Genomic DNA, 25,062 nt, shown 5'->3' on the forward strand with positions numbered 1-25,062 from the left:
CTGAGTCTATCTGTGGTCAAGGTTGAGGCGATTAATGCGTGCCTCCTATGACCGAATGGAGGCGAGTTTAGCAGAAAAGTGTCGCGCTGTCGCTAAATCACATTACAAATCATGATGTTATGATATTGTTTTTCTAGTGTTGCTAAAGTGGCGCTTGTGCTTACGTCAACATCTAGCAAGCCTTAGCACCGAAATTCGTGCGCATTAGCGCCCGAATATGTCGATGTTTAATGCAAGATTCCGCGGGATTGTTAGCATCAGCGTGCTAGCCTATTTGGCTAACACGTCGGTTAAGGCATTGTCGAGGTCACTGAATTGAAACTGAAAACCGGCTTCGAGAGCGCGTTTAGGATAAACAAACTGTCCTTCGGTCAACAGCTCCGACATTTCACCCATAGCCAAGCGTAATGCAAGCGGTGGGGTCGTGATAAGGGCGGGGCGATTGAGTGCTTTTCCAAGTGCTTTGGTAAACACAGCGTTACTGACTGGGTTGGGGGCTGTGGCGTTGAATACGCCTTTGCAATGTTCTTGGCTGAGTAAAAAGTCGATAAGGGAGATGAGATCTTGCACATGGATCCAGCTCATGCCTTGACGTCCATGACCAATTGGGCCACCGAGTCCGAGCTTAAAGGGCGGTAGCATTTTCTCTAATGCGCCGCCTTTTCCTAACACAATCCCGATACGGATAATGCAGACGCGGGTTTGCTCAGTGTTTGCATTAAGCGCTTCTTGCTCCCATTTTCGGCAGATGTCATGGCTAAACTCAACATGGGCACCACTGGATTCATCGAGCAATTTATCATCATGTCGACCGTAATAACCCACTGCCGAACCACTCACCATGATCTTAGGCGGATTACTACTCTGCTGTATTAGCTGAGTTAATCTTGCCGTGATATCCCAACGGCTATCACAAATCCGCTGCTTCTGGTTTTTGCTCCAGCGCTTAGCGACGATCGGCTCGCCCGCAAGATTCACTATGGCGTCGATATGATTTAAGTCGCTCAGCGCATCGAGGCTCTCAAGGTAATGGTGCTGATTACCGAGTATTCTCTGCGTTTGTTGCACTGAGCGCGTTAATAACGTCAGTTGATGATGGGCCGCCAATCGTTCGACTAATTGGCGGCCAATAAAGCCGCTTGCGCCAGTGATCAGTATATTCATGGAACCTCTCTTATCGGTTGAGCTCTGAGGATATATACCGAAATACGGTGTGCAACGATCACTTAGTCTGGGTATTTCTAGCGAGATTATTTCTGATAACACAACTCCATAGAGACTGAATCAGCAAAGCGCAGGGCATGGGGTTTGTCGATTTCGACACTGGCAAATTCAACCCAAGGATGCTCACTGGCGATGGCCAGCGTTTGGCTGGTGAGATTTTCGAGTAATGAGAAACGGTTATTCTCGATCAGCTCAATGATCTTTTTGGTGATAGTGCGGTAATTGAGTGCATCCTCAACATTATCACTGTTACGGGCACGCTCGGCACAATAATGGATCACGACATTGATGATCACGTCTTGGCGATTTTGAATTTCATCTTCTTTAATGCCGATAAAAGTACGAAGTCTTAAGTTTTTAATGCGTATAATCGCGGTTTCTGGTTTCATAATGGCAAATGGCTATCTTAAGCTAAGGTTTCTGAGGTTAAGTGTGTTCTCGGGTTAGCCTAACAATTTTATCTAAGATCAAGAAGGATTTTTAATAAATGACGCGACCTAATGCGCCCTCCGCTGCTTACCGTGGCTTTGCGGTTATGGCCTTTGTAGTGATTATTTTGGCAGGGATTAAGGCGGCGAGCCCGATTGTGGTGCCGTTTGTGCTATCCAGTTTTCTGGCGGTGATTTGTAATCCCGCGATTGGTTTAATGACAAAATTCCGTGTGCCTAAATGGCTTGCGGTGATCCTCTTGATGGGCTTTATTGTGTTGATGGGCCTCTGGTTAGCCTCGGTTGTCGGCAGTTCAGTCAATGAGTTCTCCAAACAATTGCCCCAATATCGGGTGCAGTTAGTCGAGCAATTTGCTTGGATATTAAATAAGTTACATTCCTTCAATATTCAGATTTCGAAGGATCAAGTATTAGCGTATTTTGACCCTGGCATGGCCTTGTCTATGACCACTAATATGCTGTCGGGTGTTGGCAATGTGATGGCGAATTTATTTTTGATCATCTTAACCATCGTCTTTATGCTGTTTGAAGCCCAATCGCTACCAAAGAAATTGCATCTGGCGCTGGACGATCCCGATATGCGCCTCAAGCAGATTGACCGCTTTTTGCAATCGGTTAATCAGTACATGGTGATCAAGACGCTAGTGAGTTTAGCGACCGGGGTTATCGTCGGTGTCGGTTTAACCATTATTGGTGTGGATTACGCCATGCTATGGGCGGTGATCGCCTTCCTATTTAATTACATTCCCAATATCGGTTCTATCATCGCTGCCATTCCTGCGGTGTTATTAGCCTTTATTCAGCTTGGTCCTGCGGCTGCTGGCGGTACTGCACTTTTATATGTCGGTGCCAACATGGTGATGGGCAATATGATTGAACCTAAATTTATGGGCCGTGGCTTAGGCTTATCGACCTTAGTGGTGTTTTTATCGTTAATTTTTTGGGGCTGGTTGCTAGGTTCTGTCGGCATGTTGCTGTCGGTGCCGCTGACTATGGTGGTTAAAATTGCCCTTGAATCGAGTAAGAGTGGTAACTGGTTAGCCATTTTATTATCGGACGATGTTGAAGATAAGTTCGTGGCCAGCAACACGGAAAACTCAAGTTCCGATGGCGATGAAGCCGATACAAGTACAACAGAGAGTAAGTAATAGAAGATGCAAAGTTTTATACAAGCGCTAGCGACAATTGAATTGGGTGATGATGCAGTGCGGTTGTTCCACGGCCGCGGTGGACACTACGTGGGTTGTGAACACCTATGTTTAGATTGGTTTGCGCCAGTGCTGTTGCTGACCAGTTTCACTCCCTTAGCCGATGACGATTTAGCCACATGCCAGCAGGCTATTGCGGCGCGTTGGCAGGCCATTCGTCCCGATAGCCAACTGAATTTAGTCTACCAATACCGCAGTGCGGGCGAGACCTTTACTCAAGTGCTGCAAGGCGAAGTGCCTGAGCCGCATATTGTTAGTGAAAATGGCGCACGCTTTCAGGTGCATTTAATGCGCGGACAAAACCACGGTTTATTCCTCGATATGGCCAACGGCCGTGAGTGGGTGAGAGCAAATGTGCGCTATAAAAAAGTGCTTAATTTGTTTGCCTATACCTGTGGTTTCTCGGTAGCGGCATTGCAAGGCGGCGCCGATGAAGTGGTCAATATGGACATGAGCAAAGGCGCATTAGGCATAGGTAAACAGAATCATTTGCTGAATGGCTTTAGTGCGGGAGCACGTTTTTTAGGCCATGATATTTTTAAATCTTGGGGCAAACTGAAAAAGCTCGGTCCCTACGACATTATTGTGGCCGATCCACCGAGCAATCAAAAGGGCAGTTTTGTCGCGACTAAGGATTATGTACGTTTAATCAGGCGCTTACCTGAGTTACTTGCCGATAATGGTGAAGTGTTACTCTGCCTCAATGCACCCGAGCTCGATACCACTTTCCTACGCCAGCAGGTCGCAGATGCGGCGCCAGCACTCGAATACATAGAGCGCTTAGCCAATCCGCCAGCGTTTATGGATGTGTCTGAAGAGAAGTCACTTAAGGTGCTGCGTTATCGTTTATCGACTCAAACCTAGTCTTGATTTAGCTTAACAGGCCAGTATTAACTGGCCTTTTTTGTCGGTTTTTAATGAAGCTAAATGGAAAATTTAATTGCTGATTCTAAAAGTGCAACAAATATGGATGTGCAAACTCAAGCCAAGCTTGCAGTCAGACTAGCTTGAGTGTTGAGCTTTTTACGCAGTCACTTGTTGATGAGTAAATGGTTACTCAATAGCTTAAACGTTTCGTCAGTAGCTTAATCGTTCAGAGAGCTGCGATTCTCCAAAGGTTTCAATCACTTTGCTCACTTGATGATGGTTTAAGTGTTTGAGGGCGGAAATTTCATCATAAAGCCTGTCCTGAACATCTAATGGCATATTCATGTGTTCCATAAACATGCGGATCCCTAATACATCGCCGTGGCTAAATAATGTCGTTAGTGTAGTGGCTTCAAGCTCAATAAGTGCGTTCATATCTTACCTCCTACTCGCGTCATTACTTAATTGATAGCAGCTAGCGTCACACTTCCCTAGATTCATTGTTTGTAAGCGATTTCTGTTAATAGCGTTTGTGCATATAGGGCTGCATTAAATGGCGTCATGGGCGGCGAATCATCATTGCCATAAATGAAAGGCTTTCAGTTTTTAGGACAGATTTTGAGCCTTAAAAGTGATAATACGCCTTAGGTGGCACCGGCGCTCGAACAAAACTGAAAGTTTTCTGTAATTATGATTTTGGCTTTGTTATACTCCTGCCCACGGAATATATCCCTTTCCTCATAGGCAAAATGTCAGCATAGAATGACATGCCTCTGCGACCTTACCCAATCAAGCAGGAGTTGTTATGGAAGTTCATGAATACGAAAATGCTTATTATCAAGTGAAAGACGATGTACTGACGTCTTTACCTGCTGAAAGCGAAGAAGAAGTGATCCAAGCTTAATCGATAGCGATTAACTGACGGTACTTATGAGTCCGACGTAACAAAACAAGCACATTGAAATAGCAACCTTAGGGTTGCTATTTTTTTGGTTGAAATCGGTACTTGGATTGAGCGCATGACAAGGCATGCGCAATAAAAGAGGCGAGCGAGAAGGGAAATTAACCGTTTACTTTGCGCTTTTCTGGCATCAGCTCGACGATAGTCCATTTACTGCCAATCTTGTGGAGGCGTATGGTCCTGTCATCAATCCACGGCTGGCCGCCTTTAAGCCCTTTCATTTTGACCACAACAATGACGTCTTTGGTAAATTTACGGAAAAAGTCGATATCGATATCATCAATTTCCATTTCAACATTGGTCATCGACAGGCCGAGCATATTACGCTGTACGGCTGCGGCAATATGGTAATGGGTGAGCACTTGTTTAATGGGATCGTCGACAAATTGCTTGGCTTGTTCAACATTACGATCAACATAAATCGCTTTAAAAAAGCCTAAGCTCACTTCTTCGGGTGATAACTGGCGTTGATCTTCCGTCGAGGGATCGCCACAACCAAAGAGGAACAGCAGGGAGATAAAAAATAGAGTTCGCATAAGTTTTAGTTATTGGAATTTGTTCTGAGTATCGCGATTTTAGCCTTAATGCACAAGTTTTGTCGTTATTTGCAATCTATTGGGAAATGCGTTGACTCAAGCCTATTGAGTGTGGCATATAGTTAGGAGGCATATAAAAAGGTTATCCACAGAAACTGTGGAAAACTATGTTGAATACTTCAGTGATACTTTGTAAGTCACTGATATTGTCTTGCTTTATCTGCTGGTTAAAAAGTGACGCTTTTCAGTTTTCCGCCATGTTCCACTTTCAGTTGTGGATATTTTTCGCCGTTTACTCACCTTATTCACACCGCTTAATTCGTTTTTCCCTCGTATTTAGTCTGCTTATTTTGCCATATTGGCTTTGCTATTGAGCCATTGTCGCAGTGCGATAGCCTTGCTTAAGCTAAATTTGAGCATAAAAAAAGCACCGGTAAGTACCAGTGCTTTTTTGTGCGAACACTATGCAGATTTGATGCTGTTAGCCTTTAGCTGCGTCGTTTTGTGCTGCTTGAATTGCCGTTAGGGCGATAGTGTAGACGATATCATCGACTAACGCGCCGCGAGATAAGTCGTTCACAGGTTTGCGCATACCTTGCAGCATAGGACCGATACTGATCAGGTCCGCGCTTCGCTGTACAGCCTTGTAAGTCGTGTTGCCTGTATTGAGGTCTGGGAACACGAAAACGGTGGCTTGGCCAGCGACAGGACTATCAGGTGCCTTAGAGCGAGCAACATTTGGCATAACCGCCGCATCGTATTGCAATGGACCATCAATAATCAGATCTGGGCGTTTTTCTTTGGCGATACGGGTCGCTTCACGCACTTTATCCACATCTGAACCTGTGCCTGAGTTACCGGTTGAGTAGCTGATCATTGCCACTCTTGGCTCAATACCGAAGGCTTTTGCTGATTCCGCTGATTGGATGGCGATATCGGCTAATTGCTCCGCATTTGGATCTGGGTTAATTGCGCAGTCACCGTAAACAAGCACTTGATCTGGCATCAACATAAAGAAGATGGACGAAACTAAGCTTGAGCCCGGTGCCGTTTTGATCAATTGCAGTGGTGGACGAATGGTATTGGCCGTGGTGTTAACCGCGCCAGATACGATACCGTCAACTTCGTTTTGCGCCAACATCATAGTGCCGAGCACCATGTTATCTTCTAACTGTTCACGGGCAACGACTTCAGTTAAGCCTTTGCTGCGACGTAGATCTAACATAGGTTCTACGTAACGGTCGCGGACCTCTTCTGGATCGATAATGATCACGCCTTCGCCAAGCACCACATCTTGCTGTGCAGCGATACGCAGAATTTCTTCTTTTTTACCTAAAAGCACACAGCGAGCGATACCGCGTTCGGCGCAAATGGCCGCCGCTTTAATGGTACGCGGCTCATCACCTTCTGGCAGCACCACAGTCTTGTGGGCGGCGCGTGCCAATTCCGTGAGTTTGTAACGGAAAGCGGGTGGTGACAGGCGATGCTCACGGGGTGAGTTTTTAGTGACGCTTTCAATCCACGTTTGGTCGATGTGGCTCGCCACATAATCCTGCACCAGATCGATACGAACCGCGTCATCGACGGGTACTTCATGGTCGAAACGTTGAATGTTGAGCGAGGTTTGCCAAGTGTTGCTGTCGATTAAGAACACAGGTAAACCCGTTTCAAAGGCCTGCTCACACAGCTTGAGGATTTCTGGCTCTGGCTCGTAGCTACCAGTTAATAACAGGGCACCAATTTTCACACCGTTCATGGCCGCAAGACAGGCAGATACGATGACATCTGAGCGATCGCCGGAGGTCACAAGTAGTGAATCAGTCTTAATATGGGTCACCATATTAGGGATGCTGCGGGCACAGAACGTCACTTTACGCAGGCGGCGGGTATGCATTTCGCCAGCATTAAGAATGCGTGCGCTTAGATGCTTCGCCAGATCTGAAGCACGTGGTGCAACAAGATCAAGGTTGTAGGGCACGCTGCCTAAAATACGCAGTGGGCTTTTACCCGGCAGTTGGAACATGCTGGCCGCATCTGAGCGTTGAACACCTTGGTGATCAAAGACTTCAGATAGATCAGGGCGCGCGCGACCTTCGTCGTCCACGGGTGCTCCAATCTTGTTGATCACAGCACCAATTAAGCGTTTATTCTTTTTTCCGCCCCAAGAGTTATAGGCGATTTCGAGGCGATTCATTAGCCCTGTGGCCGTATCACTGCCTGGTGTGGCAATAAAAATCACGTCTGCATCCATAGCTTTAGCGATGGCATAGTTCACATCATCGGCGAAGGGATGATTACGCGTTGGCACTAGACCTTCGACAATTAAGGTCTCTGTGTTGCTAGCGCAATCGGCCGCACGGGCAATGATTTGCTCCATTAAGACGTCGATTTGGTCGGCGCGAATTAAGGCTTCGGCATGGGCCATGTCGAAGGGCTCTAAGGGATTTACTGTTGGCGATTTGCTCAGAATAGTGGTCGAGCGTTCTGGGCCATTATCGTTTGGACGAAGCTGAGAAATAGGCTTAAAGAACTGAACTTTAACCCCGTGGCGCTCCAGTGCGCGTACCATCCCAAGGCTTAAGGAGGTCAGGCCGACTCCGGTACCTATGGGGATTAACATAATATTACGAGACATAAAAACCTCTAGTTTCGATGGTTTTTGGCAGAATAGTTTCTGCAAATTTGCTTGTGAGTATGGCGATGTAAAGCATAAAGCCGTTTGGGTGAGCAAACGGCTTAGGTCATTCTTATTTGTTAATCAGTTTAATTGAATCTTCGGCGATAACCCATTCTTCGTTCGTTGGGATCACCATGGCAGTTGTGCCTTTATCTTGAGTGATGATGCCTTTTTTACCGAAACGCGCCGCTTTGTTGCGTTCGCTATCGACATGGAAATTGAAGATTTCCAGCATGTTGAGCACTTTTTCACGGATTAAGTCTGAGTTTTCACCAATGCCGCCAGTGAAGACGACTGCATCTAAACGGCCCAGTGGCACAGTGTAAGAGGCGATGTATTTGGCTAAACGGTAGCAGAAAATTTCTAAGGCTAAGGTCGCGCCTTTATGGCCGTCGGCGTAACCTTCTTCGATGCCACGGCAATCGTTAGTCAGCTCAGAAATACCCAGCAGACCACTTTGCTTGTTCATCAGGTTATTCACTTCTTCTAAGGTGTAACCCAGTTGATGAACTAAGTGATAGATGATTGAAGGGTCAATATCGCCACAACGTGTGCCCATGACCAAACCTTCTAATGGGGTTAAGCCCATAGACGTGTCGACACTTTTGCCGCCTTTGATTGCCGTGACTGACGCGCCGTTGCCCAGGTGAGCACAGATAACGTTAGTTTCTTCAATGGGCTTGTTAAGCATTTTTGCCGCTTCACGGCTAACGAACAAATGACTCGTACCATGCATGCCATAACGACGGATACCGTGTTCACGGTATAGCTTGTAAGGCAGGGCGTAGACATAAGCTCTGTCTGGCATGCTTTGGTGGAAAGCGGTATCAAATACAGCAACCTGTGGCAATTTAGGGAAAGAGGCCATTGCCGCGCGGATGCCGATAAGGTGAGCAGGATTGTGCAGTGGGGCTAATGAAGCACAGTCTTCGATGCCTTTGATCACGCTCTCATCGATGATCACTGAGCGAGTGAACTTTTCACCGCCGTGAACGATACGGTGGCCAACGGCTTGAATTTTTGCTGCTAATTCAGGCTGTTCCGCAAGAATTTTATTAACTATGTATTCAACAGCTTCACGGTGAGCCGTAAATGCGCCTAAGGCCGCTTCATGTTTTTCGCCGTTGATTTTCCATTTAATGCGCGAGTCTTCTAAACCAAAACATTCGGCTAAGCCAGAAATTTGATCGTCACCTGTTTGCGCGTCAATGACGGCAAATTTGAGAGAAGAGCTACCGCAATTGAGAACTAAAACCAGATTATTTGACATGTGTAAACCCTTTGCCATTGTGTTTAATATAACGATTCAAAAAAATGAGGATCTGCGGTGTTTTTACCATAACAGTCTTGGGGCGATTCGCCAGATTGTGCTATGGTAAAAGCAGTATTCCATTGTAGTTGGTGTCTAAAATTGAGCATTAAGATCCTCAAAACCTTAGGTGATGGTCATCAATATATGAAGACTTGGCCTATGGTTAGACAACTGGGTTTTTATTTCCCTGAGTATCGGGTCGTCCGAGCTACTCAGCTTGCCATACTGGTGATGCCAGTGTTGGCGTTTTTTGTGAGTATGAGCCAGCTGTATATTCACGGTTGGGCATTTCTACCCCAAGCTGTCACTCTCGGTTTATTTTTCATCAGCTTACCGTTACAGGGGCTGCTGTGGTTAGGTTGGCGAGCGCGCCATCCATTACCATTAACGCTGTTCGACTGGAGTAACCAGTTGAGTGCGAAGTTGTCGTCCATGGGTATCAATTGCCAAACTTTAGGCGCTAAAGCCTGTTATCTCGATATGGCCCTGATTTTAAAAATAGCCTTTGAGCGTTTAGATGCCAGTTATTGGGAAGAACTTTAGGCCGTTGCCGCTGTTATCCGTGTTGGCTTTTCTATTACTGTGGATTAATAAATCGCGTTAATCCCTTGCCCAACAAATACGGCTTTGATCTTTTCCATGGTTTCTCGGCTCGGTGGTGATATACCATCGAGTTGATAGCTTTCGCCCATGGCTTCCCACTTGTGTTTACCTAATTCGTGATAGGGTAGTAATTCTACCTTTTCAATGTTTTTCATGGGCTTAATGAACTCGGCCAGTTGTAATGCCGATGCTTCATCGTCGGTAAATCCGCCCACCACCACATACCGTATCCAAGTTGCTTGATTACGCTCTGCCAAATACTGCGCAAATTGCAATGTTCTATGGTTGCTGACTTTGGTTAACTCAATATGTTTTTCATCGTCCATGTGCTTGATGTCGAGCAGGACCAAGTCAGTGTGGTCGAGTAACTCATCAATCACTGGCGTGTACTTACGTACAAAACCATTGGTATCTAAACAGGTATGAATACCTTCTTGCTGACAGGCTGTGAATAATTCGGCGACGAATTCTGCCTGTAAAATGGCTTCACCACCACTGGCCGTAACACCACCATTGCTGGCATCGAGAAAAGGCCGATAGCTGATGATTTGACTCATTAACTCATCGACCAGAACTTCTTTTCCGCCATCAAGATCCCAAGTGTCACGGTTGTGGCAATACTGGCAGCGCATTAAACAGCCTTGCATAAAGGTGATAAACCGTATGCCTGGACCATCGACTGTGCCAAAGGATTCCACTGAGTGGATCCGACCGATAACTGCCATTGTGACTCCTGTTAAAATAAGTGAGGCTGTAGCACAGTGTACTACAGCCTTGACTAATTTAGCTTACAGACCTTTGGTGAATGTACGCGTGATCACATCTTGTTGCTGCTCTGGCGTCAGTGAGTTGAAGCGCACTGCGTAGCCAGAAACACGGATGGTCAGCTGTGGATACTTGTCTGGATGCTTAACGGCATCTTCGAGCATCTCGCGGTTCATCACGTTGACGTTCAAGTGTTGGCCACCTTCTTTTTTGTCATTGTGGTCGAAGTATCCGTCCATCAATGCCGCTAAGTTGGTACGGCGAGCATCATCATCTTTACCCAGTGCATTTGGCACGATTGAGAAGGTATAAGAGATACCATCTTGAGCGTGGGCAAATGGGAGTTTTGCCACTGAGGTTAAAGAAGCGATTGCGCCTTTTTCATCACGGCCATGCATAGGGTTTGCACCCGGTGCAAATGGCGCACCTGAACGACGACCATCTGGTGTGTTACCGGTTTTCTTACCATAAACCACGTTTGAGGTGATGGTCAGAATTGACTGAGTTGGGATCGCATTGCGATACATTTTACGGTCGCGAATTTTCGCCATAAAACGTTCAACTAAGTCACAGGCGATATCATCAACACGTGGGTCGTTGTTACCAAATTTTGGATAGTCACCGCTAATTTCGAAATCAACTGCAATGCCGTTTTCATCACGAACAGGTTTTACTGTGGCGAATTTAATGGCAGACAGTGAGTCGGCTGCGATAGACAGACCCGCAATACCACAAGCCATAGTGCGACGTACGTCTCTGTCGTGCAGTGCCATTAGCGCCGCTTCATAAGAGTACTTGTCGTGCATGAAGTGGATTGAGTTCAGTGCTGTGACATATTGAGTCGCTAACCAATCCATTAAACCGTCTAAGCGATTCATCACATCATCAAAGTTGAGCACTTCGTCTGTGATCATGTCTGCTTTAGGGGCAATCTGGATTTTCAGTTTTTCGTCTACGCCGCCGTTAATCGCATACAGCATGGTTTTCGCTAAGTTAGCGCGAGCACCGAAGAACTGCATGTGTTTACCCACAACCATAGGGCTCACACAACAGGCGATTGCATAGTCGTCTGATTGGAAATCTGGACGCATTAAGTCATCGTTTTCGTATTGGATTGAGCTAGTGTCGATAGACACTTTGGCGCAATATTTTTTGAAACCGATTGGCAGTTTTTCTGACCACAATACTGTGATGTTTGGCTCTGGACTTGGACCCATAGTGTAAAGGGTGTTCAAGAAACGGAAGCTTGATTTAGTCACTAACGTACGGCCATCTAAGCCCATACCGCCGATTGACTCAGTCGCCCAAATTGGGTCGCCAGAGAACAATTCATCGTATTCTGGAGTACGTAGGAAACGTACCATACGCAGTTTCATCACGAAATGGTCAATCATTTCCTGAGCTTGTTGCTCAGTTAAGGTGCCATTTTTCAGATCGCGTTCAATATAGATGTCGAGGAATGAAGAGGTACGGCCTAATGACATCGCCGCGCCGTTTTGGCTTTTCACTGCGGCTAAGTAACCGAAGTAAGTCCATTGAATTGCTTCTTGTGCAGTGGTCGCTGGGCGAGAAATATCGCAGCCATATTTGGCAGCCATTTTCTTCATTTGACCTAGTGCACGGTGTTGCTCTGCGATTTCTTCACGTAATTGGATAACATTTGATAATTCTTCACCCGCTTCGAACTGCGCTTGCAGTGAAGTGAATTGGGCAAACTTATCTTTCATCAGGTAATCGATACCGTAAAGTGCAACACGGCGATAGTCACCAATGATACGGCCACGGCCATAAGCATCAGGTAAACCCGTTAAAATACCTGATTTACGGCAAGCCATAATTTCTGGGGTGTAAACATCGAACACACCTTGGTTATGGGTTTTACGCAGTTCTGAATAGATGTATTTAACGTCTTCATCTAGCACACGGTCGTAGGCAGCGCATGAGCTTTCCACCATACGGATACCACCGTTAGGCAACATAGCGCGTTTTAGCGGCGCATCTGTTTGTAAGCCAACGATAGTTTCTAATTCTTTGTTGATGTAGCCAGCGTCGTGGGAAGTGATGGTAGAGACCATCTTAGTATCGAAATCAACAGGCGCGTGGGTACGGTTTTCCTGTTTGATGCCTTCCATGACTTTATCCCACAGGGTTGTGGTCGCTTCGGTAGCACCGGCAAGGAATGATTCGTCGCCTTCAAAAGGCGCGTAGTTTTGTTGGATAAAGTCACGTACATTGACTTCAGATTTCCAATCGCCAGGGGTAAAGCCTTCCCATGCGTTGGCAAACAGTTCAGTTTTTTCGGTCATCGTACTAATACCTTCTGGTTGAGATAAAGGTTATTGGCGATCAGCGTGAAGCGATGCTGAGTATAAGCCAATAGCTAATTCCTGAAATAAAGCTCCCTTCATGATGACGCCCTATGATGGGAACTGGATTTTGAAGCGCTCGTCACTCCAAAAGTCTGTCTATTGATACCCGATAAGATGACAAATATTCGCTTACTTTGATTATCGGCTACTGATAAATCTTTATAATTGGTAAGACCAATTGTCCATAAGCATATTAACATAGGTCTGTCGCTATCGCATCTTAAACGGCTTGGTTTATGCTCTGTTAATCCCAAATTTGCTAGCTAGGTAGCATTTTTTTACCACAATAGGGAATACGGCACGCTTTTTAAGTTGGTGTGACATCTGAACCCCATTATCTCTTAAATCAGCCTGCCTATATTGTTCCCATTTACTGTCCACCTTTAGCGAGGATAAATCTATCCTCGTATAGGCTGATTTTGATTGGTGGAAGTCACGGCTCGATAATGGGAGCTGTCACAGTAGGCGCAGTGGTTATGATATTAAAAATAAGTTTGATGTTAGCTATTTGTATTAATTTATTTTTCTTTGCTAACTTAGTGTCGATTTAGGAGACGGCATGTCATAACGCCATCAAATAAAGCATGCAATGCTTAAATCATTCAGGAAGGGTTAAAGAGTGGCTAAATACAGTAGTTTGCTATGATGCAGGCAACTTGTTACTTGCTGTTGGACTAAACTGTAAATGCTAAAGTATCGGTTCAATTTAATGAATACCGAGAGACACGCGTCAAGCTCTTGGTCATTTAATGTGTCATTGCTGAGGTTAACTTGAATCTATAGCGCATTAATTTAAGCGTTAGTTCACTAAATATGAGATGGAAACGTGCAGGATTTGCATCGTATACCATCTTAATTAAGCCACATTCTCGCGATGAAAATTGTGTCACCATGGTAAGACCAATTAACCTTTTGTGTTTTTGGCTTCAAAGTTTTCACATTTTTGGTGTGAATAACATCACGCTTTAGCAATATCTACTTCACAGCATTAGCGCGTTGTATGGTACAAAGCGAGACTTTAGTGAATCATCATTTTCAGCAAATCAACATCTCGGTTTTGATTCGTGCTATCTGCGCAACGGCGCTGCAGGAGAGATATATGCTACGCATTCAAGTCTGTTTATCTGAAGTTGGAGTCATGCAATGAAAAGCCCAAATCCATCATCAACCCCAACGGTGACAAACACTGCCCACGAAGCGCCACAGGTTTCAGCGCACTTTAGTTGTTACAATCAGGCGGAAATTTACGGTACTAGCAAAGTGGTTAAAGCGCCTTGGCAATCCTTTGGCCTGGCTGTGTTTGCTGGCGCCTTCATCGCCTTAGCCTTTGTATTTTATCTGACAGTGACCACAGGTGCTGGCGATGCGTCTTGGGGTTTAGTTCGTTTCGTTGGTGGGATAGCCTTTAGTTTAGGCCTGATTTTAGTGGTCGTTTGCGGCGGAGAACTGTTCACCAGCTCAGTACTGAGTACCGTCGCCTGGGCACAAAAACAGGTCTCTGGCGCTGAATTACTCAAATGTTGGTGCAGGGTTTATGCGGGCAATTTTGTCGGCGCTATGCTGATGGTTTGCTTGATCACTGCAGCAGGCATGTATGAACTCGATGGCGGTAACTGGGGATTAAATGCCCTTAAAGTGGCGCAACACAAACTGCATCACACTTGGATCCAAGCCTTTAGCTTAGGTATTTTATGTAACATGTTAGTGTGTTTGGGGGTGTGGATGACCTTTGCCAGCCGCGATGTGCTGACTAAATCGTTACTATTGATCTTACCTGTGGCCATGTTCGTCAGTAGCGGATTTGAACACAGTATCGCTAATCTGTTTATGGTGCCTATGGGGATGATGATCCAATCTATCGCCAGCCCAGAATTCTTTGCATCTTTAGGTGTGACTCAAGAGCAGTTTGCCGATTTAACCGTGACTAACTTTATATTCAACAACTTAATCCCAGTCACCCTAGGCAATATTGTCGGCGGTGGTGTGATTGTGGGTTTAGGTTATTGGTGGATAGAGCAGGGGAAAACGACGTCAAGCGATCCACACAAAGCTCACCATGAGCACTTTTCTGCGCCCCATTCACATACCGAAAAACCTCAACATGCGAGTGAAATCAAGCTGACGAAGCATTCCTAGAATGTTTTAAATGACCCGTTGAACGATAAGAAAATGCCCAGCAAATAGTTGGGCATTTTTATGCTTATTTACTGGGCTTCGTAAATGAAGCAAATAAAAACGGCATCCGAAGATGCCGTTTTTGGGTTAGGTTCTAATTGATAAAGACGATATTAGAATTTCTGTGTATATGTTGCCGTAAATGTACGGCCATATAAGTTGTATAGAGAAGCATCATATTTAAGATTAGAATCTAAAACCGGGTCTTCATTAGTTAAGTTTCGAATACCTAAACTAATTTTTCCTTCCCACGGTGTAGCATAGCCATAGCTAATATCGAATGTCGTTTGCGAAGACAAGCTTCCAACTTGGGCGTATGTATTTGGATCTGTTTTTTCTGATTGACCGTCAATATATTGTGTCAATATAGATGCTGAGTGATCACCATAGCTCCAGTCGATAACCCAAGTGAATCTGAATTCAGGCATGCCATTACGGCCAATTTTATCATTTACAGGCCCATCAAAATATTCCTCTTCATTATAAGAAAGAATATAGCTTAGATCGTACGAACTGCTAAAGTCACCAATAGTTGTTTCAAATCCACTATATGTTAGATTGAAGTCAATACCAGAAGTATCGAAACCGTTGCCATTTGCTTTAGGTGTTGTTGCTGACAACAATTTTCCATTCGGATTATCTCCTACACGTTTAATTTCACCGCGGCTTAAGTTACCGTATCCAACTTTCTGTTCTTCTTTCAGTAGTGAGTCTAAAGAGACAAAAGTAATAACATCTTTGATATCTAAGTTGTAATACTCAATTTTAGTACTTAGTTTATCAGTGATGTCCCATACAAGTCCTAAGTTGTAGAAGTTTGATGTTTCTGGTTGCAACTCTTTATTTGCAGTGCGTGTCACATCATATTGCTTAGCTTTACAGTCAGCAACATTAGTGCCTAGAACATCGCAGTAATGGTAATCAGTTGCCGTATCTGCGCTAAACGAATCTGAAGCAATTAGATCTGACAATGATGGTGCGCGGAAACCTTGACCCCATGATGCTCTGAATACAACGTCATCTAAGAGTTGATATCTTAGGGCGACTTTTGGTGTTGTAGCAGAACCAAAGTCAGAGTAGTTATCGTAGCGATAAGCTAAGTTTAATTCTAAATCTTCGGTTACAGGGATAATGGATTCAGCGAACAGTGCATAGACATCACGATCACCTGAAGCGCCATTACCAGATGAACCAATCACGTCACCAGCAGCGGTTTGCGCATCAACGTTAGCTTCATACTTGTATTGTAGAGCTTCAGTTCCTATGTACCAACCAATGTTACCTGCGGGTAATTCAATGGCTTCAAAGTTTACACCAGCATTGACACTTTGAAACTCCATTATATCTTGCTTAAGGGTTTTGTGAGCCATGTCGGCTATAACAGATGCACTATTACCTTCAGGACCAAAGTTGAAAATGCCATCTTTAACATATTTTTCAACTGTAGGTCTGTGTACATATCCAGTACCATAGTTACTATTTTCAGCTAAATTATAATGGTATGTAAAATCCCAACCGAAGCTGTCATGCGTACCAACTAAACCCAATTGAATGTCAGTGCTGTAATCGACAGTTTTCGCATCACGAGTACCAACATCTGTGAAGCGATAATAAGCTCGCCCAGCATTTTCGTTCAAACTGTTACCAGTGTATTTGCCATTTGCATCGTAATTTTTTACTTCAACTTGACCAGGGGCGACATTAAACCAGCCTGCTGCTGGAGCATAGCGACCAAAAGTCTCATTGCGAGAGAATAGACCTAAGCCTTGAAAAACGATTTCATCAGAAAGTTCATATTCTGCATTTACATAGCCAGCAGTGTAAGAACGTGCAGCATGATCAGCAGCTTCTGCAGTAAAATCGTAACCACAAACATAGTCACCATCGCCAGCATCATAGATATGCCCACCACCCACCATCTTAGGATTATCACAAGCCGTCATGGGCTTGAATTGGCCTGTTTTTCCATCAAGGAAATTACGAGCGTAAGTTGAAACGCCAGTGGTATCGTCAAATTTTGGTGCTAGGACATTTGAGGAACTTGAAAACCAGCGATCACGTTGATAAATGATTTCGCGGTTTAAGTGTTCAAAAGAGAAAGTGACACTGCCTTTTTCACCAACAGCGCCACCCACAATTTGTGTCTTCCATTCTTCACCACCATCTTGCACTGGTTGTGAGCTGGTCGCTGAAACTTCAAGGCCTTCAAAGCCTTTTTTAAGAATAATATTGACTACACCTGCAACGGCATCTGAGCCATATACTGCGGAAGCGCCATCAGTTAATACCTCAATTCTTTCAATTGCAGCAGTTGGGATAGTATTGAGGTTGACAGCGGTTCCACCTAATGTAGGCGAGCCTGGCATGCGCTTGCCATTTAACAGTACTAAAGTACGATCTGAACCCGCACCACGGAGGTTAATTGTCGCTTGTGACTGAGCACTGCTACCTGATTTTTCAGAAGTAGATCCAAAGCTGTTTAAATTACTTCTACGCAATACGTCAGCAACAGACATTTCACCCGTTTTCTCAATATCGGAGGCACTGATAGTTGTAACGGGTGATGAGCCTTCCATATCGGTACGCTTAATACGTGAGCCCGTTACTTCAATACGTTCAACTTTTGCACCGTCTTCAGCAGCAAATACAGCTGACGTAGATAAAGCGGCTGTGGCTGCACCGCCTATTAACGCAAAGCGAACAGCTTTGGCTAATGTAGAATTTGCGCGCATTTTATTCTCCCTTAACACATGTTGTATGTTTATTTTTATTTTTCTTAAATGGTTACTTATGTAAACAATAAGCACTCATTTAATTAAGCTCAGGATATAACCACAAGAAAATAACAAGTGCAACACTGAGCTTTAATGGCTTTTGTTGTTAATTTGTTGACTTAAATCATTTAAAGGTTGTAGGTAGATTTGTCTTGAGCCAATAAACATGGGTGCGGGGTCTATTTACTGATGAATTTGTTTGTTATACCTCCTTGTTGTTTATTGTTGTCGATACTTTGGTTGTAAATGTGTTTGGATTCCGTTTTCAGTTTGTTTCGCGCGTTGGGTTGTAAAAATAATATTTTGTGATTATTTTCATGTAAAAAAGATAAAAGCTGATTAATATATGGTTTGCCATTCTATATATTCGGAATTAAACACTTTAAGTGTTAGGTGATATAAGGTTTTTTGTACGGTTTAATTTAATGTAACTTTATTATTCACGATTTGTAGTGATGGGCTCAATAATTACAGTGTGCAATCCTGTAAAGGTTGGTAAGTAGCCTTTCGTTGAAGTGAATACCAAAAGTGGAATAGCTTAAATATAAAAGGAAGGTGAATATATATTCACCTTCCTTTTGATTTATGCTCTAGTTTGAAAATAATCTCTCATGTTAAACGAATACATTTTACAAACTGCAATTCTGTTTATTTACTCTCAAGCATGGTTGTTTGTTCTATCGCTTTAAATTGCACAGGAAAGTAGTGTGCTAAATAGCGTAGAGCGACATAGACAACCACTAAGGTGGCGATCACAAGCTCGAATTCTGCTAAGTATTTTATCCATATCGCTAACTCACCCATGTTATTGAACTGCGTTAACCAAGCTGCGGTTTTAAAGAGGGCGGTTGCACCGATCACCATAGGGAAGGTAAAGGCTGCGTAGCCTGGGCTAAAGGGCAGTTTTAGTAGGTGAAAGAAGGCCAAGTAGATGATGCTGGTCATCAGAATGGCGATGCTCAGTAGTAAGGCGACTAAGGGAATCGACGCCTGCTCGCAAACGGTCAGATAACCTGCAAGTGATAAACTGGCGGGCGCCGCGAGAATGGCAATGGTTGGTTTAGCGGCATCGGGTATCGCCTGACAGAAAATGAGGCGATAGAGCATCAAAGGCAGCATGATTAAGTAAGCCAACATCCCAAAAACCAAAATGGCGTTTGCTAACCATTGGTAATCAGACACAGGGAAAGACACCGCCGCGACGATAATGCCAATCGGTGGTACAAACCAGCTTGGAACCATGTGCTCGAGTTTAAAATCGATGGCGCGAAAGTAGATAAACGCGCTTAGGAAGATCACATGGATACCAATGGCGACTAGCCACAGAGTTAAGCCTGCATGGGGGAAATAATCGCCGAGTGATTTAGACACCACCATCAAGCCCATGGCGAAGGTGGGGATCACACTACCAATCACAGGGTGGCTTAGCTCGTCCTTTAAAATATTAGGATGAAGCATGAATTTACCCATGAGCAGTAGCAGCAACACAGAGGCTATGATGGCACCTGTGAGTTGTCCTGCGCCATTAAGTGAAGGTGTCATGTTCTCCCATGTCCAACCTAAGCTGGCAATTGCCAGTGCAAACCCAGCCATAGGGCTGGGAAGTTTAGCTGCGTGGGATGTCCAGCGTTTGCGTTTTGAAGTCATTTTGAATACCTCTCAATACTGACAATGCTTAACATCGCTTTTTTGGGGCGCTGTTTTGATGTATTTAGTGTACTGCGGGTATCAATGATAAATAAATTTGATTAATTTTATTCATTGCATAAGTTTTGTTTACTTTGATGTTGCTATTAAACTTAAGGTTTGAGTTTACAACGCAGTAGCGTGTGCCCTAGGCCAAGATTGTCTGTGTCTTCATCCACATACAGTCCCGCTTGGTGAAGCAGGGCCAATAAATCCTTAGAGTGATACATGCGGCTATTGCCATTGGCCATGGCGCTGAAATAGAGGCTAGTGGCATTTACGCAATAGGCGGAGGCGGCCGATGGCTGTCTATCCCAAAAGGTTTCGACGATAAAGAGTTGGCTGCTTGAGGTCATTGCCTTTGCCGTGCGTTGTAAAATGCTCAGGATTTGGCTTTTTGAAAAGCAATCCAAAAATTGACTCATCCAGTAAGTATCGGCGCCTTCGACAAAGGGTAGGGAGTCGTCCAGCAGATCGGTGGCAAAGGTATGCACGCGCGCTGCAAAACCTCGTGCGAGTGCATTTTGTGTGGCTACCTCTAGTTGCCCCGGGAAATCCATAATCGTGACTTCAACGTTTGCGTCATAATCACAGCAGCTCAGTGCCCATTTTCCCGTATTGCCGCCTATATCCACTAAATGGCTTGGCTTATGGGCAAACACTAATGGCAGAAGCTGTGGAAAGGCATGATCCGAATAGTAATGATCGAAGGCAAACCAGCTCTGTTTCGCTTTGGGTGGTAGATCTTTTAAGGCAGGGTAGATGGTATTCCAGTCACCGAACACCTTAAGTCCTGCGGCCTTGCCTTCGAGTAGCGCGGTATCAAGGTTAAAAAGGCCTTGATAGCAAACATCCTGCACAAAGTTAAGGTTGATGGCGGCCATGTCGTCATGGAGTAAAAAGTGCCCCGTTTTATCGAGCACATAGCCATTTTCATTTTGCCAAACGAGCCCCATGCTAAGTCCCATATCCAGCAATACCCCAAGGGCGTACTCGCTCAGTGGTGTCGATTGGCTTAACTCGGCTGCAGTGATCCCATGCTCGGCCGCTTTATCTATTTGCGCTAGCACATCGAATTTGAGTAGGCAGTGGGCGACTTGAAAGCTGATGGGGCCAAAGGCAATTTTTTGAGCTTCAAACTTTGCATTGAAGGCGCTGATATTACTTGATGTTCGGTAAAAAGACATAAAAAGGAATGAATTGGCGAGCGGGTCCGTTCTTTATAACCAAGTTAGCCGTGAAAGCCAGTTGATATACGAAGAACTATGAGCTGTATCCAAACTTGAGCTGTAACTTGTTTATGCTCTGTAATCGAGATCTAAATAATGGAATGCCATAAATAAAAATACCCAGCCAAAGCTGGGTATTTTAAGGACGATAAAACGTCGTTTATTGAACGTTTTCTTCGTCGCCGAATTGGCCTTGGAACAAGACTGAAGATAGATAACGCTCGGCAGCCGATGGCAAAATCACCACAATGGTTTTGCCTGCAAACTCTGGCAACTCAGCGATGCGGTTGGCGGCGACAACGGCGGCACCCGATGAAATACCCACTAAAATGCCTTCTTCTTGCATTAAGCGGCGGGCCATGTCGATGGCTTCATCGTTAGTAACAGCTTCAACACGGTCAATCAATTCTAAATCTAAGTTACCTGGGATAAAGCCTGCACCAATACCTTGGATTTTATGCGGCCCTGGTTGCACAGGTAAGCCAGCTAAGGTTTGAGCTATAACAGGAGAATCTGCTGGCTCAACCGCCACTGAGGTGATGGTTTTACCAGCCACTTTTTTCAAGTAACGGCTTACACCAGTAATCGTACCGCCAGTACCTACACCGGCAACAAACACATCCACTTCACCATCGGTATCATTCCAGATTTCTGGACCTGTGGTTTTTTCATGGATTTCTGGGTTAGCAGGGTTATTAAACTGCTGCAATAAAATGTATTTTTCAGGAGCCGATTGGCGAATTTCTTCCGCTTTATCAATCGCACCTTTCATGCCTTTCGCGCCTTCAGTCAGCACGAGAGTTGCGCCTAGGGCTTTGAGTAGCTTACGACGCTCTAAACTCATGGTATTTGGCATGGTCAGAGTCAGTTTATAGCCACGGGCCGCGGCAACATACGCTAATGCAATACCTGTGTTGCCTGATGTCGGCTCAATCAGCTCGTGATTTTTTGTTAATAGACCTTTCTTCTCGGCATCCCAAATCATATTGGCACCGATACGGCATTTAACACTGAAACTTGGGTTACGGGCTTCGACTTTGGCCAGCACTTTACCTTGGCTAACACGGTTTAAACGTACTAGTGGTGTATTACCAATAGTATATGAATTATCTTCGAAAATTTTGCTCATGGATTGCTTGCTCCTATGTTGGCACTACTGAATCATAATCTGCTGTGGCGCTTTTAGAAGTGATTGTTTGTTCTTCTTTATTCGATTTGGTTATTAAAGGGTGTGCTGTTATTTGCAAACCCTGATTGGCAGCCAGTTTAACTGTGTTAACCTCTTGCTAACATAAAAAAGATTGTGGCATTAACAGGGATAACTTCTTGATGTCTCAATCGTAAAACTAGCCTATCACTCGTATCGGACAAGCGCAAAGATGAAGCAGCAACAAATGGATCTGGGTAAAGATCCAAAAACGATGGTAACACCAAAGGCATTTACCATTGCAGCAGCCGTGTTATATACCCCATTGGCGACACCGTTGAAGCGGATGTTAGCCATACTGATTGATGGTTTGCTGATCACTGTGTTAGCTGAGCAGATGGATTGGATGTTTGTCTTGCTGGTGGTTAGTATTATCTGGGTTGAAAAGCGCAGTCGTAAGTTTGGTCGTTTACTCAAGTGGGGACTTTATGCCTTGATGTTGGTTTTTATGTTGCTGACAACCGCCAATAATCTGTTTGATTTTAATGGAACAGACGTTAAAAGCAGTGAGGGAGTAGAGCAACAATTGGCATTAGGTGAACAAATCATTACGTCACTACCAGCATTGATGTCGTTGAGCCAGTGCAATAATTATGCTTGTGGTAAAACTCAAGTTCAGTCCCTACATGAAGCGATAAAAAATGCTTCAGGATCAAAGGGGATGACAGAAAATGATCAACGTGAAATAGTGCTAGAAACCATAGCCAACAGTAGTTTGCCTGCCATAGACAGTGAAAAGTTACAGGCGGAGGTGCTTAATGGCAGCCTATGGCCTGTTATTACGCTTCCTGTTGAGTTGGCGACAACAGATTCGCCACCTGAGCCACTTCAGCCTATTCAAGCTATTTCGCCGGATGTACAGCCGCAAAGCGCGGTGGCTGATGCAGTAAATGTGAGCTCTTCGCAATATTCTCGCCTCAGAACCGTTGATGAAGCTACAAGCCATAGTGTTGTTGCTTGGGTGAAAGGCTTTCTGAGTGATATGGGGCTGGGTTTTGGTTGGGCAGCGTTTTACTTTACCGTCTTTACTGCACGATTTGATGGTCAAACCTTAGGTAAGAAGATGCTGGGCATTCGGGTGATCCAGCTCGATGGTGCCAACATCAGTTTATGGGCCGCGTTTGGCCGTTATGGTGGCTATGCCGCAGGCTTTACCACAGGCTTACTTGGTTTTATGCAAATATTTTGGGATGCCAATCGGCAGGGGATCCAAGATAAAATATCTTCAACAGTCGTGATAGACTTAGTGCAAATGCATAAAAAGCAACGATTAGAGCAACAAGCGCAGGGGCAAAATGAGTTAGCGCCTGTGCTTACGAGTGATGATGCATCCTCTGCTCACCTTACAACCAGTACCCGTTTGGAGCATTTATGAAACAGGTCGTCATTTCGGGGAGTGGCCTATTTACGCCGCCCCACAGTATTTCCAATGAAGCCTTAGTTGAGAGCTTCAATGCTTATGTGGATATTTTTAATCTTGAAAATGCAGGCTTAATTGAGCAAGGCCATGTTGCGGCTTTGTCCTATTCATCGAGCGAGTTTATTGAAAAAGCCTCAGGCATCAAGCACAGATATGTGATGGTGAAAGAGGGCATTCTGGATCCCGAAGTCATGATGCCGTTGATTCCTGAGCGCAGCAGTGACGAATTATCTATGCAGGCTGAGATTGGCCTTGAAGCTGCCTTGATGGCACTAAAGAATGCCAATCTCAAGGCTGAGCAAATTGACTTAGTGATTGTTGCCTGCGCTTATACTCAGCGTGCGTATCCTGCTATGGCGATTGAAATTCAACGTGCACTAGGTACGCGGGGTTATGGTTACGACATGCAGGTAGCGTGTTCATCGGCGACGTTTGCAATTGTCGCCGCGGCTAATGCCATTGCTACGGGTTCTGCCTCAAGAGTGTTAGTGATCAACCCTGAGATTTGCTCGGCACAGGTGAATTATCGCGACCGTGACAGCCATTTTATCTTCGGTGATGTGGCGACGGCTCTGGTACTGGAAGAACAAAGCTTAACCCAGTCTGACCATGTGTTTAAGATCATCTCAAGCCGCTGTTTTACCGATTACTCGAACAATATTCGCAGTAATTTCGGTTTCTTGAACCGCTGCGATCCGAGTGCGGCCCATCAAGCCGATAAGCTATTCCACCAACAAGGGCGCAAGGTATTTAAAGAGCTGTTGCCGATGATTTATCAACATTTGGATGAACATCTGGCCGAACAAGCGTTAACGCCACAGTCCTTCAAACGTTTGTGGTTGCATCAAGCGAACATCAACATGAATCAGTTCGTGGTGAGAAAGCTGCTTGGGGATGATGTGTCAGCGGAACAAGCGCCCGTCGTGTTAGACGAGTACGCCAATACCGCATCCGCGGGCTCTGTTATTGCATTTCACAAGTATTCCAGCGACTTTAAAGCGGGTGATTTAGGCTTATTAAGTTCTTTTGGCGCGGGATATTCCATCGGCAGTGTGATTTTGCAGAAGTGCTAAGCTAGCTTCGTAATAAGTAGATTTGTCTGCGGTATCTATTAATATAAACAGTTTCAATTAACTAATGCAGTTCACCTCAAGTGAACTGCATTGGTTAGATTATTGATTATTTTTATTTTATAAAGAGAGTTGTTTACAGAGCGGGATTTGAACCGACGACCTTCGCCCGTTGTTCATAGAGAGTTGAGCCCGACGAGTTACCGGGTGCACGAGTGATTATTTACGGAAGCTTTTACGAATTTTAGATACAAAAAAACCAGCTTGTGCTGGTCATTTTCTCTTTAATAAAGAGAAGTGGTTGCGGGAGCCGGATTTGAACCGACGACCTTCGCCTGTTGTTTATAAAGAGTTGAGCCCGAAGAGTTACCAGTGGTGCACTGGTGATGATTTACAGAAAGTTTTACGAATTTCAGGTATAAAAAAACCAGCTTAATAAGCTGGTTATCTTCTCTTTCATAAAGAGAAGTGGTTGCGGGAGCCGGATTTGAACCGACGACCTTCGGGTTATGAGCCCGACGAGCTACCAT

Annotated in this window: 18 protein-coding genes; 6 read left to right on the forward strand and 12 right to left on the reverse strand. The window is 44.8% G+C overall.

Going from position 1 to position 25,062, the window contains the following annotated elements:
- Nucleotides 1-270: 270 nt before the first annotated feature.
- Together Q4Q46_RS12865 and folX are read right to left on the reverse strand one after the other, a co-directional pair.
- The gene (locus Q4Q46_RS12865; protein ID WP_311906130.1) at nt 271-1,164 is read right to left on the reverse strand and encodes a TIGR01777 family oxidoreductase; all 894 of its coding nucleotides are present in this window, start codon (nt 1,162-1,164) and stop codon (nt 271-273) included.
- An 86-nt stretch (nt 1,165-1,250) separates the two neighbouring features.
- Complete coding sequence (gene folX / locus Q4Q46_RS12870; RefSeq protein ID WP_006082167.1) at nt 1,251-1,613, reverse strand: dihydroneopterin triphosphate 2'-epimerase; 363 nt, start codon at nt 1,611-1,613, stop codon at nt 1,251-1,253.
- Between the two features lie 98 nt (nt 1,614-1,711).
- Here folX and Q4Q46_RS12875 point away from each other — a divergent pair, with 98 nt between their 5' ends.
- Entirely contained in the window at nt 1,712-2,821 is a 1,110-nt protein-coding gene (locus tag Q4Q46_RS12875; RefSeq protein ID WP_107404293.1) for an AI-2E family transporter, read from the forward strand.
- A gap of 6 nt (nt 2,822-2,827) precedes the next feature.
- Nucleotides 2,828-3,745: a class I SAM-dependent methyltransferase gene (locus tag Q4Q46_RS12880; protein WP_311906131.1), complete on the forward strand. Its 918-nt coding sequence runs from the start codon at nt 2,828-2,830 to the stop codon at nt 3,743-3,745.
- A 213-nt stretch (nt 3,746-3,958) separates the two neighbouring features.
- Here the strand turns inward: Q4Q46_RS12880 and Q4Q46_RS12885 are convergent, their stop codons facing one another.
- From Q4Q46_RS12885 to ackA, 4 genes are all read right to left on the reverse strand, one after another.
- On the reverse strand, nt 3,959-4,183 hold the full coding sequence (locus Q4Q46_RS12885; RefSeq protein WP_311898254.1) for a hypothetical protein: 225 nt from the start codon (nt 4,181-4,183) through the stop codon (nt 3,959-3,961).
- Between the two features lie 627 nt (nt 4,184-4,810).
- Entirely contained in the window at nt 4,811-5,245 is a 435-nt protein-coding gene (locus Q4Q46_RS12890) for a nuclear transport factor 2 family protein (protein WP_106650890.1), read from the reverse strand.
- 481 nt (nt 5,246-5,726) lie between these two features.
- Nucleotides 5,727-7,880, reverse strand: coding sequence for a phosphate acetyltransferase (pta, locus tag Q4Q46_RS12895; RefSeq protein ID WP_311906132.1), 2,154 nt, complete (start codon nt 7,878-7,880; stop codon nt 5,727-5,729).
- Between the two features lie 112 nt (nt 7,881-7,992).
- Complete coding sequence (ackA, locus tag Q4Q46_RS12900) at nt 7,993-9,192, reverse strand: acetate kinase (RefSeq protein WP_311906133.1); 1,200 nt, start codon at nt 9,190-9,192, stop codon at nt 7,993-7,995.
- Between the two features lie 141 nt (nt 9,193-9,333).
- Here ackA and yfbV point away from each other — a divergent pair, with 141 nt between their 5' ends.
- Nucleotides 9,334-9,777: a terminus macrodomain insulation protein YfbV gene (yfbV, locus tag Q4Q46_RS12905; protein WP_086010619.1), complete on the forward strand. Its 444-nt coding sequence runs from the start codon at nt 9,334-9,336 to the stop codon at nt 9,775-9,777.
- A 44-nt stretch (nt 9,778-9,821) separates the two neighbouring features.
- Here yfbV and pflA read toward each other — a convergent pair whose 3' ends face one another.
- Together pflA and pflB are read right to left on the reverse strand one after the other, a co-directional pair.
- Nucleotides 9,822-10,562 (reverse strand): pyruvate formate lyase 1-activating protein, encoded by a 741-nt coding sequence (gene pflA, locus Q4Q46_RS12910; protein WP_063884797.1) that lies wholly within the window; start codon nt 10,560-10,562, stop codon nt 9,822-9,824.
- Between the two features lie 63 nt (nt 10,563-10,625).
- Nucleotides 10,626-12,908, reverse strand: coding sequence for a formate C-acetyltransferase (gene pflB, locus Q4Q46_RS12915; RefSeq protein WP_311906134.1), 2,283 nt, complete (start codon nt 12,906-12,908; stop codon nt 10,626-10,628).
- 1,206 nt (nt 12,909-14,114) lie between these two features.
- Here pflB and focA point away from each other — a divergent pair.
- Complete coding sequence (gene focA / locus Q4Q46_RS12920; RefSeq protein ID WP_311906135.1) at nt 14,115-15,107, forward strand: formate transporter FocA; 993 nt, start codon at nt 14,115-14,117, stop codon at nt 15,105-15,107.
- 152 nt (nt 15,108-15,259) lie between these two features.
- Here the strand turns inward: focA and Q4Q46_RS12925 are convergent, their stop codons facing one another.
- From Q4Q46_RS12925 to cysK, 4 genes are all read right to left on the reverse strand, one after another.
- Nucleotides 15,260-17,878, reverse strand: a complete 2,619-nt coding sequence (locus Q4Q46_RS12925; RefSeq protein WP_311906136.1) for a TonB-dependent receptor plug domain-containing protein — start codon at nt 17,876-17,878, stop codon at nt 15,260-15,262.
- A 690-nt stretch (nt 17,879-18,568) separates the two neighbouring features.
- Nucleotides 18,569-19,567, reverse strand: a complete 999-nt coding sequence (locus Q4Q46_RS12930; protein ID WP_311906137.1) for a TDT family transporter — start codon at nt 19,565-19,567, stop codon at nt 18,569-18,571.
- Between the two features lie 152 nt (nt 19,568-19,719).
- Nucleotides 19,720-20,793, reverse strand: a complete 1,074-nt coding sequence (locus Q4Q46_RS12935) for a methyltransferase (RefSeq protein WP_311906138.1) — start codon at nt 20,791-20,793, stop codon at nt 19,720-19,722.
- A gap of 202 nt (nt 20,794-20,995) precedes the next feature.
- Nucleotides 20,996-21,964 carry a cysteine synthase A gene (gene cysK, locus Q4Q46_RS12940; RefSeq protein ID WP_113940761.1) on the reverse strand — a complete coding sequence of 323 codons (969 nt, stop codon included), beginning with the start codon at nt 21,962-21,964 and terminating at the stop codon, nt 20,996-20,998.
- Nucleotides 21,965-22,214: 250 nt separating this feature from the next.
- Here cysK and Q4Q46_RS12945 point away from each other — a divergent pair, with 250 nt between their 5' ends.
- Together Q4Q46_RS12945 and Q4Q46_RS12950 are read left to right on the forward strand one after the other, a co-directional pair.
- The gene (locus Q4Q46_RS12945) at nt 22,215-23,417 is read left to right on the forward strand and encodes an RDD family protein (protein ID WP_311906139.1); all 1,203 of its coding nucleotides are present in this window, start codon (nt 22,215-22,217) and stop codon (nt 23,415-23,417) included.
- On the forward strand, nt 23,414-24,535 hold the full coding sequence (locus Q4Q46_RS12950) for a beta-ketoacyl-ACP synthase III (protein WP_311906140.1): 1,122 nt from the start codon (nt 23,414-23,416) through the stop codon (nt 24,533-24,535). The genes Q4Q46_RS12945 and Q4Q46_RS12950 overlap by 4 nt, the downstream gene beginning before the upstream one ends.
- Nucleotides 24,536-25,062 lie beyond the last annotated feature (527 nt).

Origin of the sequence: Shewanella vaxholmensis (assembly GCF_031932135.1) — a bacterium.
In the GTDB taxonomy this organism is placed as follows: domain Bacteria; phylum Pseudomonadota; class Gammaproteobacteria; order Enterobacterales; family Shewanellaceae; genus Shewanella; species Shewanella hafniensis.

Excerpts from the sequence above, each read along its gene's own strand:
- Q4Q46_RS12930 (WP_311906137.1), bottom strand. The coding sequence starts at position 19,567 with ATGACTTCAAAACGCAAACGCTGGACATCCCACGCAGCTAAACTTCCC.
- pflB (WP_311906134.1), bottom strand. The coding sequence starts at position 12,908 with ATGACCGAAAAAACTGAACTGTTTGCCAACGCATGGGAAGGCTTTACC.
- pta (WP_311906132.1), bottom strand. The coding sequence starts at position 7,880 with ATGTCTCGTAATATTATGTTAATCCCCATAGGTACCGGAGTCGGCCTG.
- Q4Q46_RS12950 (WP_311906140.1), top strand. The coding sequence starts at position 23,414 with ATGAAACAGGTCGTCATTTCGGGGAGTGGCCTATTTACGCCGCCCCAC.
- focA (WP_311906135.1), top strand. The coding sequence starts at position 14,115 with ATGAAAAGCCCAAATCCATCATCAACCCCAACGGTGACAAACACTGCC.
- Q4Q46_RS12925 (WP_311906136.1), bottom strand. The coding sequence starts at position 17,878 with ATGCGCGCAAATTCTACATTAGCCAAAGCTGTTCGCTTTGCGTTAATA.
- Q4Q46_RS12885 (WP_311898254.1), bottom strand. The coding sequence starts at position 4,183 with ATGAACGCACTTATTGAGCTTGAAGCCACTACACTAACGACATTATTT.
- ackA (WP_311906133.1), bottom strand. The coding sequence starts at position 9,192 with ATGTCAAATAATCTGGTTTTAGTTCTCAATTGCGGTAGCTCTTCTCTC.
- Q4Q46_RS12875 (WP_107404293.1), top strand. The coding sequence starts at position 1,712 with ATGACGCGACCTAATGCGCCCTCCGCTGCTTACCGTGGCTTTGCGGTT.
- Q4Q46_RS12945 (WP_311906139.1), top strand. The coding sequence starts at position 22,215 with ATGAAGCAGCAACAAATGGATCTGGGTAAAGATCCAAAAACGATGGTA.
- Q4Q46_RS12935 (WP_311906138.1), bottom strand. The coding sequence starts at position 20,793 with ATGTCTTTTTACCGAACATCAAGTAATATCAGCGCCTTCAATGCAAAG.
- Q4Q46_RS12880 (WP_311906131.1), top strand. The coding sequence starts at position 2,828 with ATGCAAAGTTTTATACAAGCGCTAGCGACAATTGAATTGGGTGATGAT.
- Q4Q46_RS12865 (WP_311906130.1), bottom strand. The coding sequence starts at position 1,164 with ATGAATATACTGATCACTGGCGCAAGCGGCTTTATTGGCCGCCAATTA.
- Q4Q46_RS12890 (WP_106650890.1), bottom strand. The coding sequence starts at position 5,245 with ATGCGAACTCTATTTTTTATCTCCCTGCTGTTCCTCTTTGGTTGTGGC.
- folX (WP_006082167.1), bottom strand. The coding sequence starts at position 1,613 with ATGAAACCAGAAACCGCGATTATACGCATTAAAAACTTAAGACTTCGT.
- pflA (WP_063884797.1), bottom strand. The coding sequence starts at position 10,562 with ATGGCAGTTATCGGTCGGATCCACTCAGTGGAATCCTTTGGCACAGTC.
- cysK (WP_113940761.1), bottom strand. The coding sequence starts at position 21,964 with ATGAGCAAAATTTTCGAAGATAATTCATATACTATTGGTAATACACCA.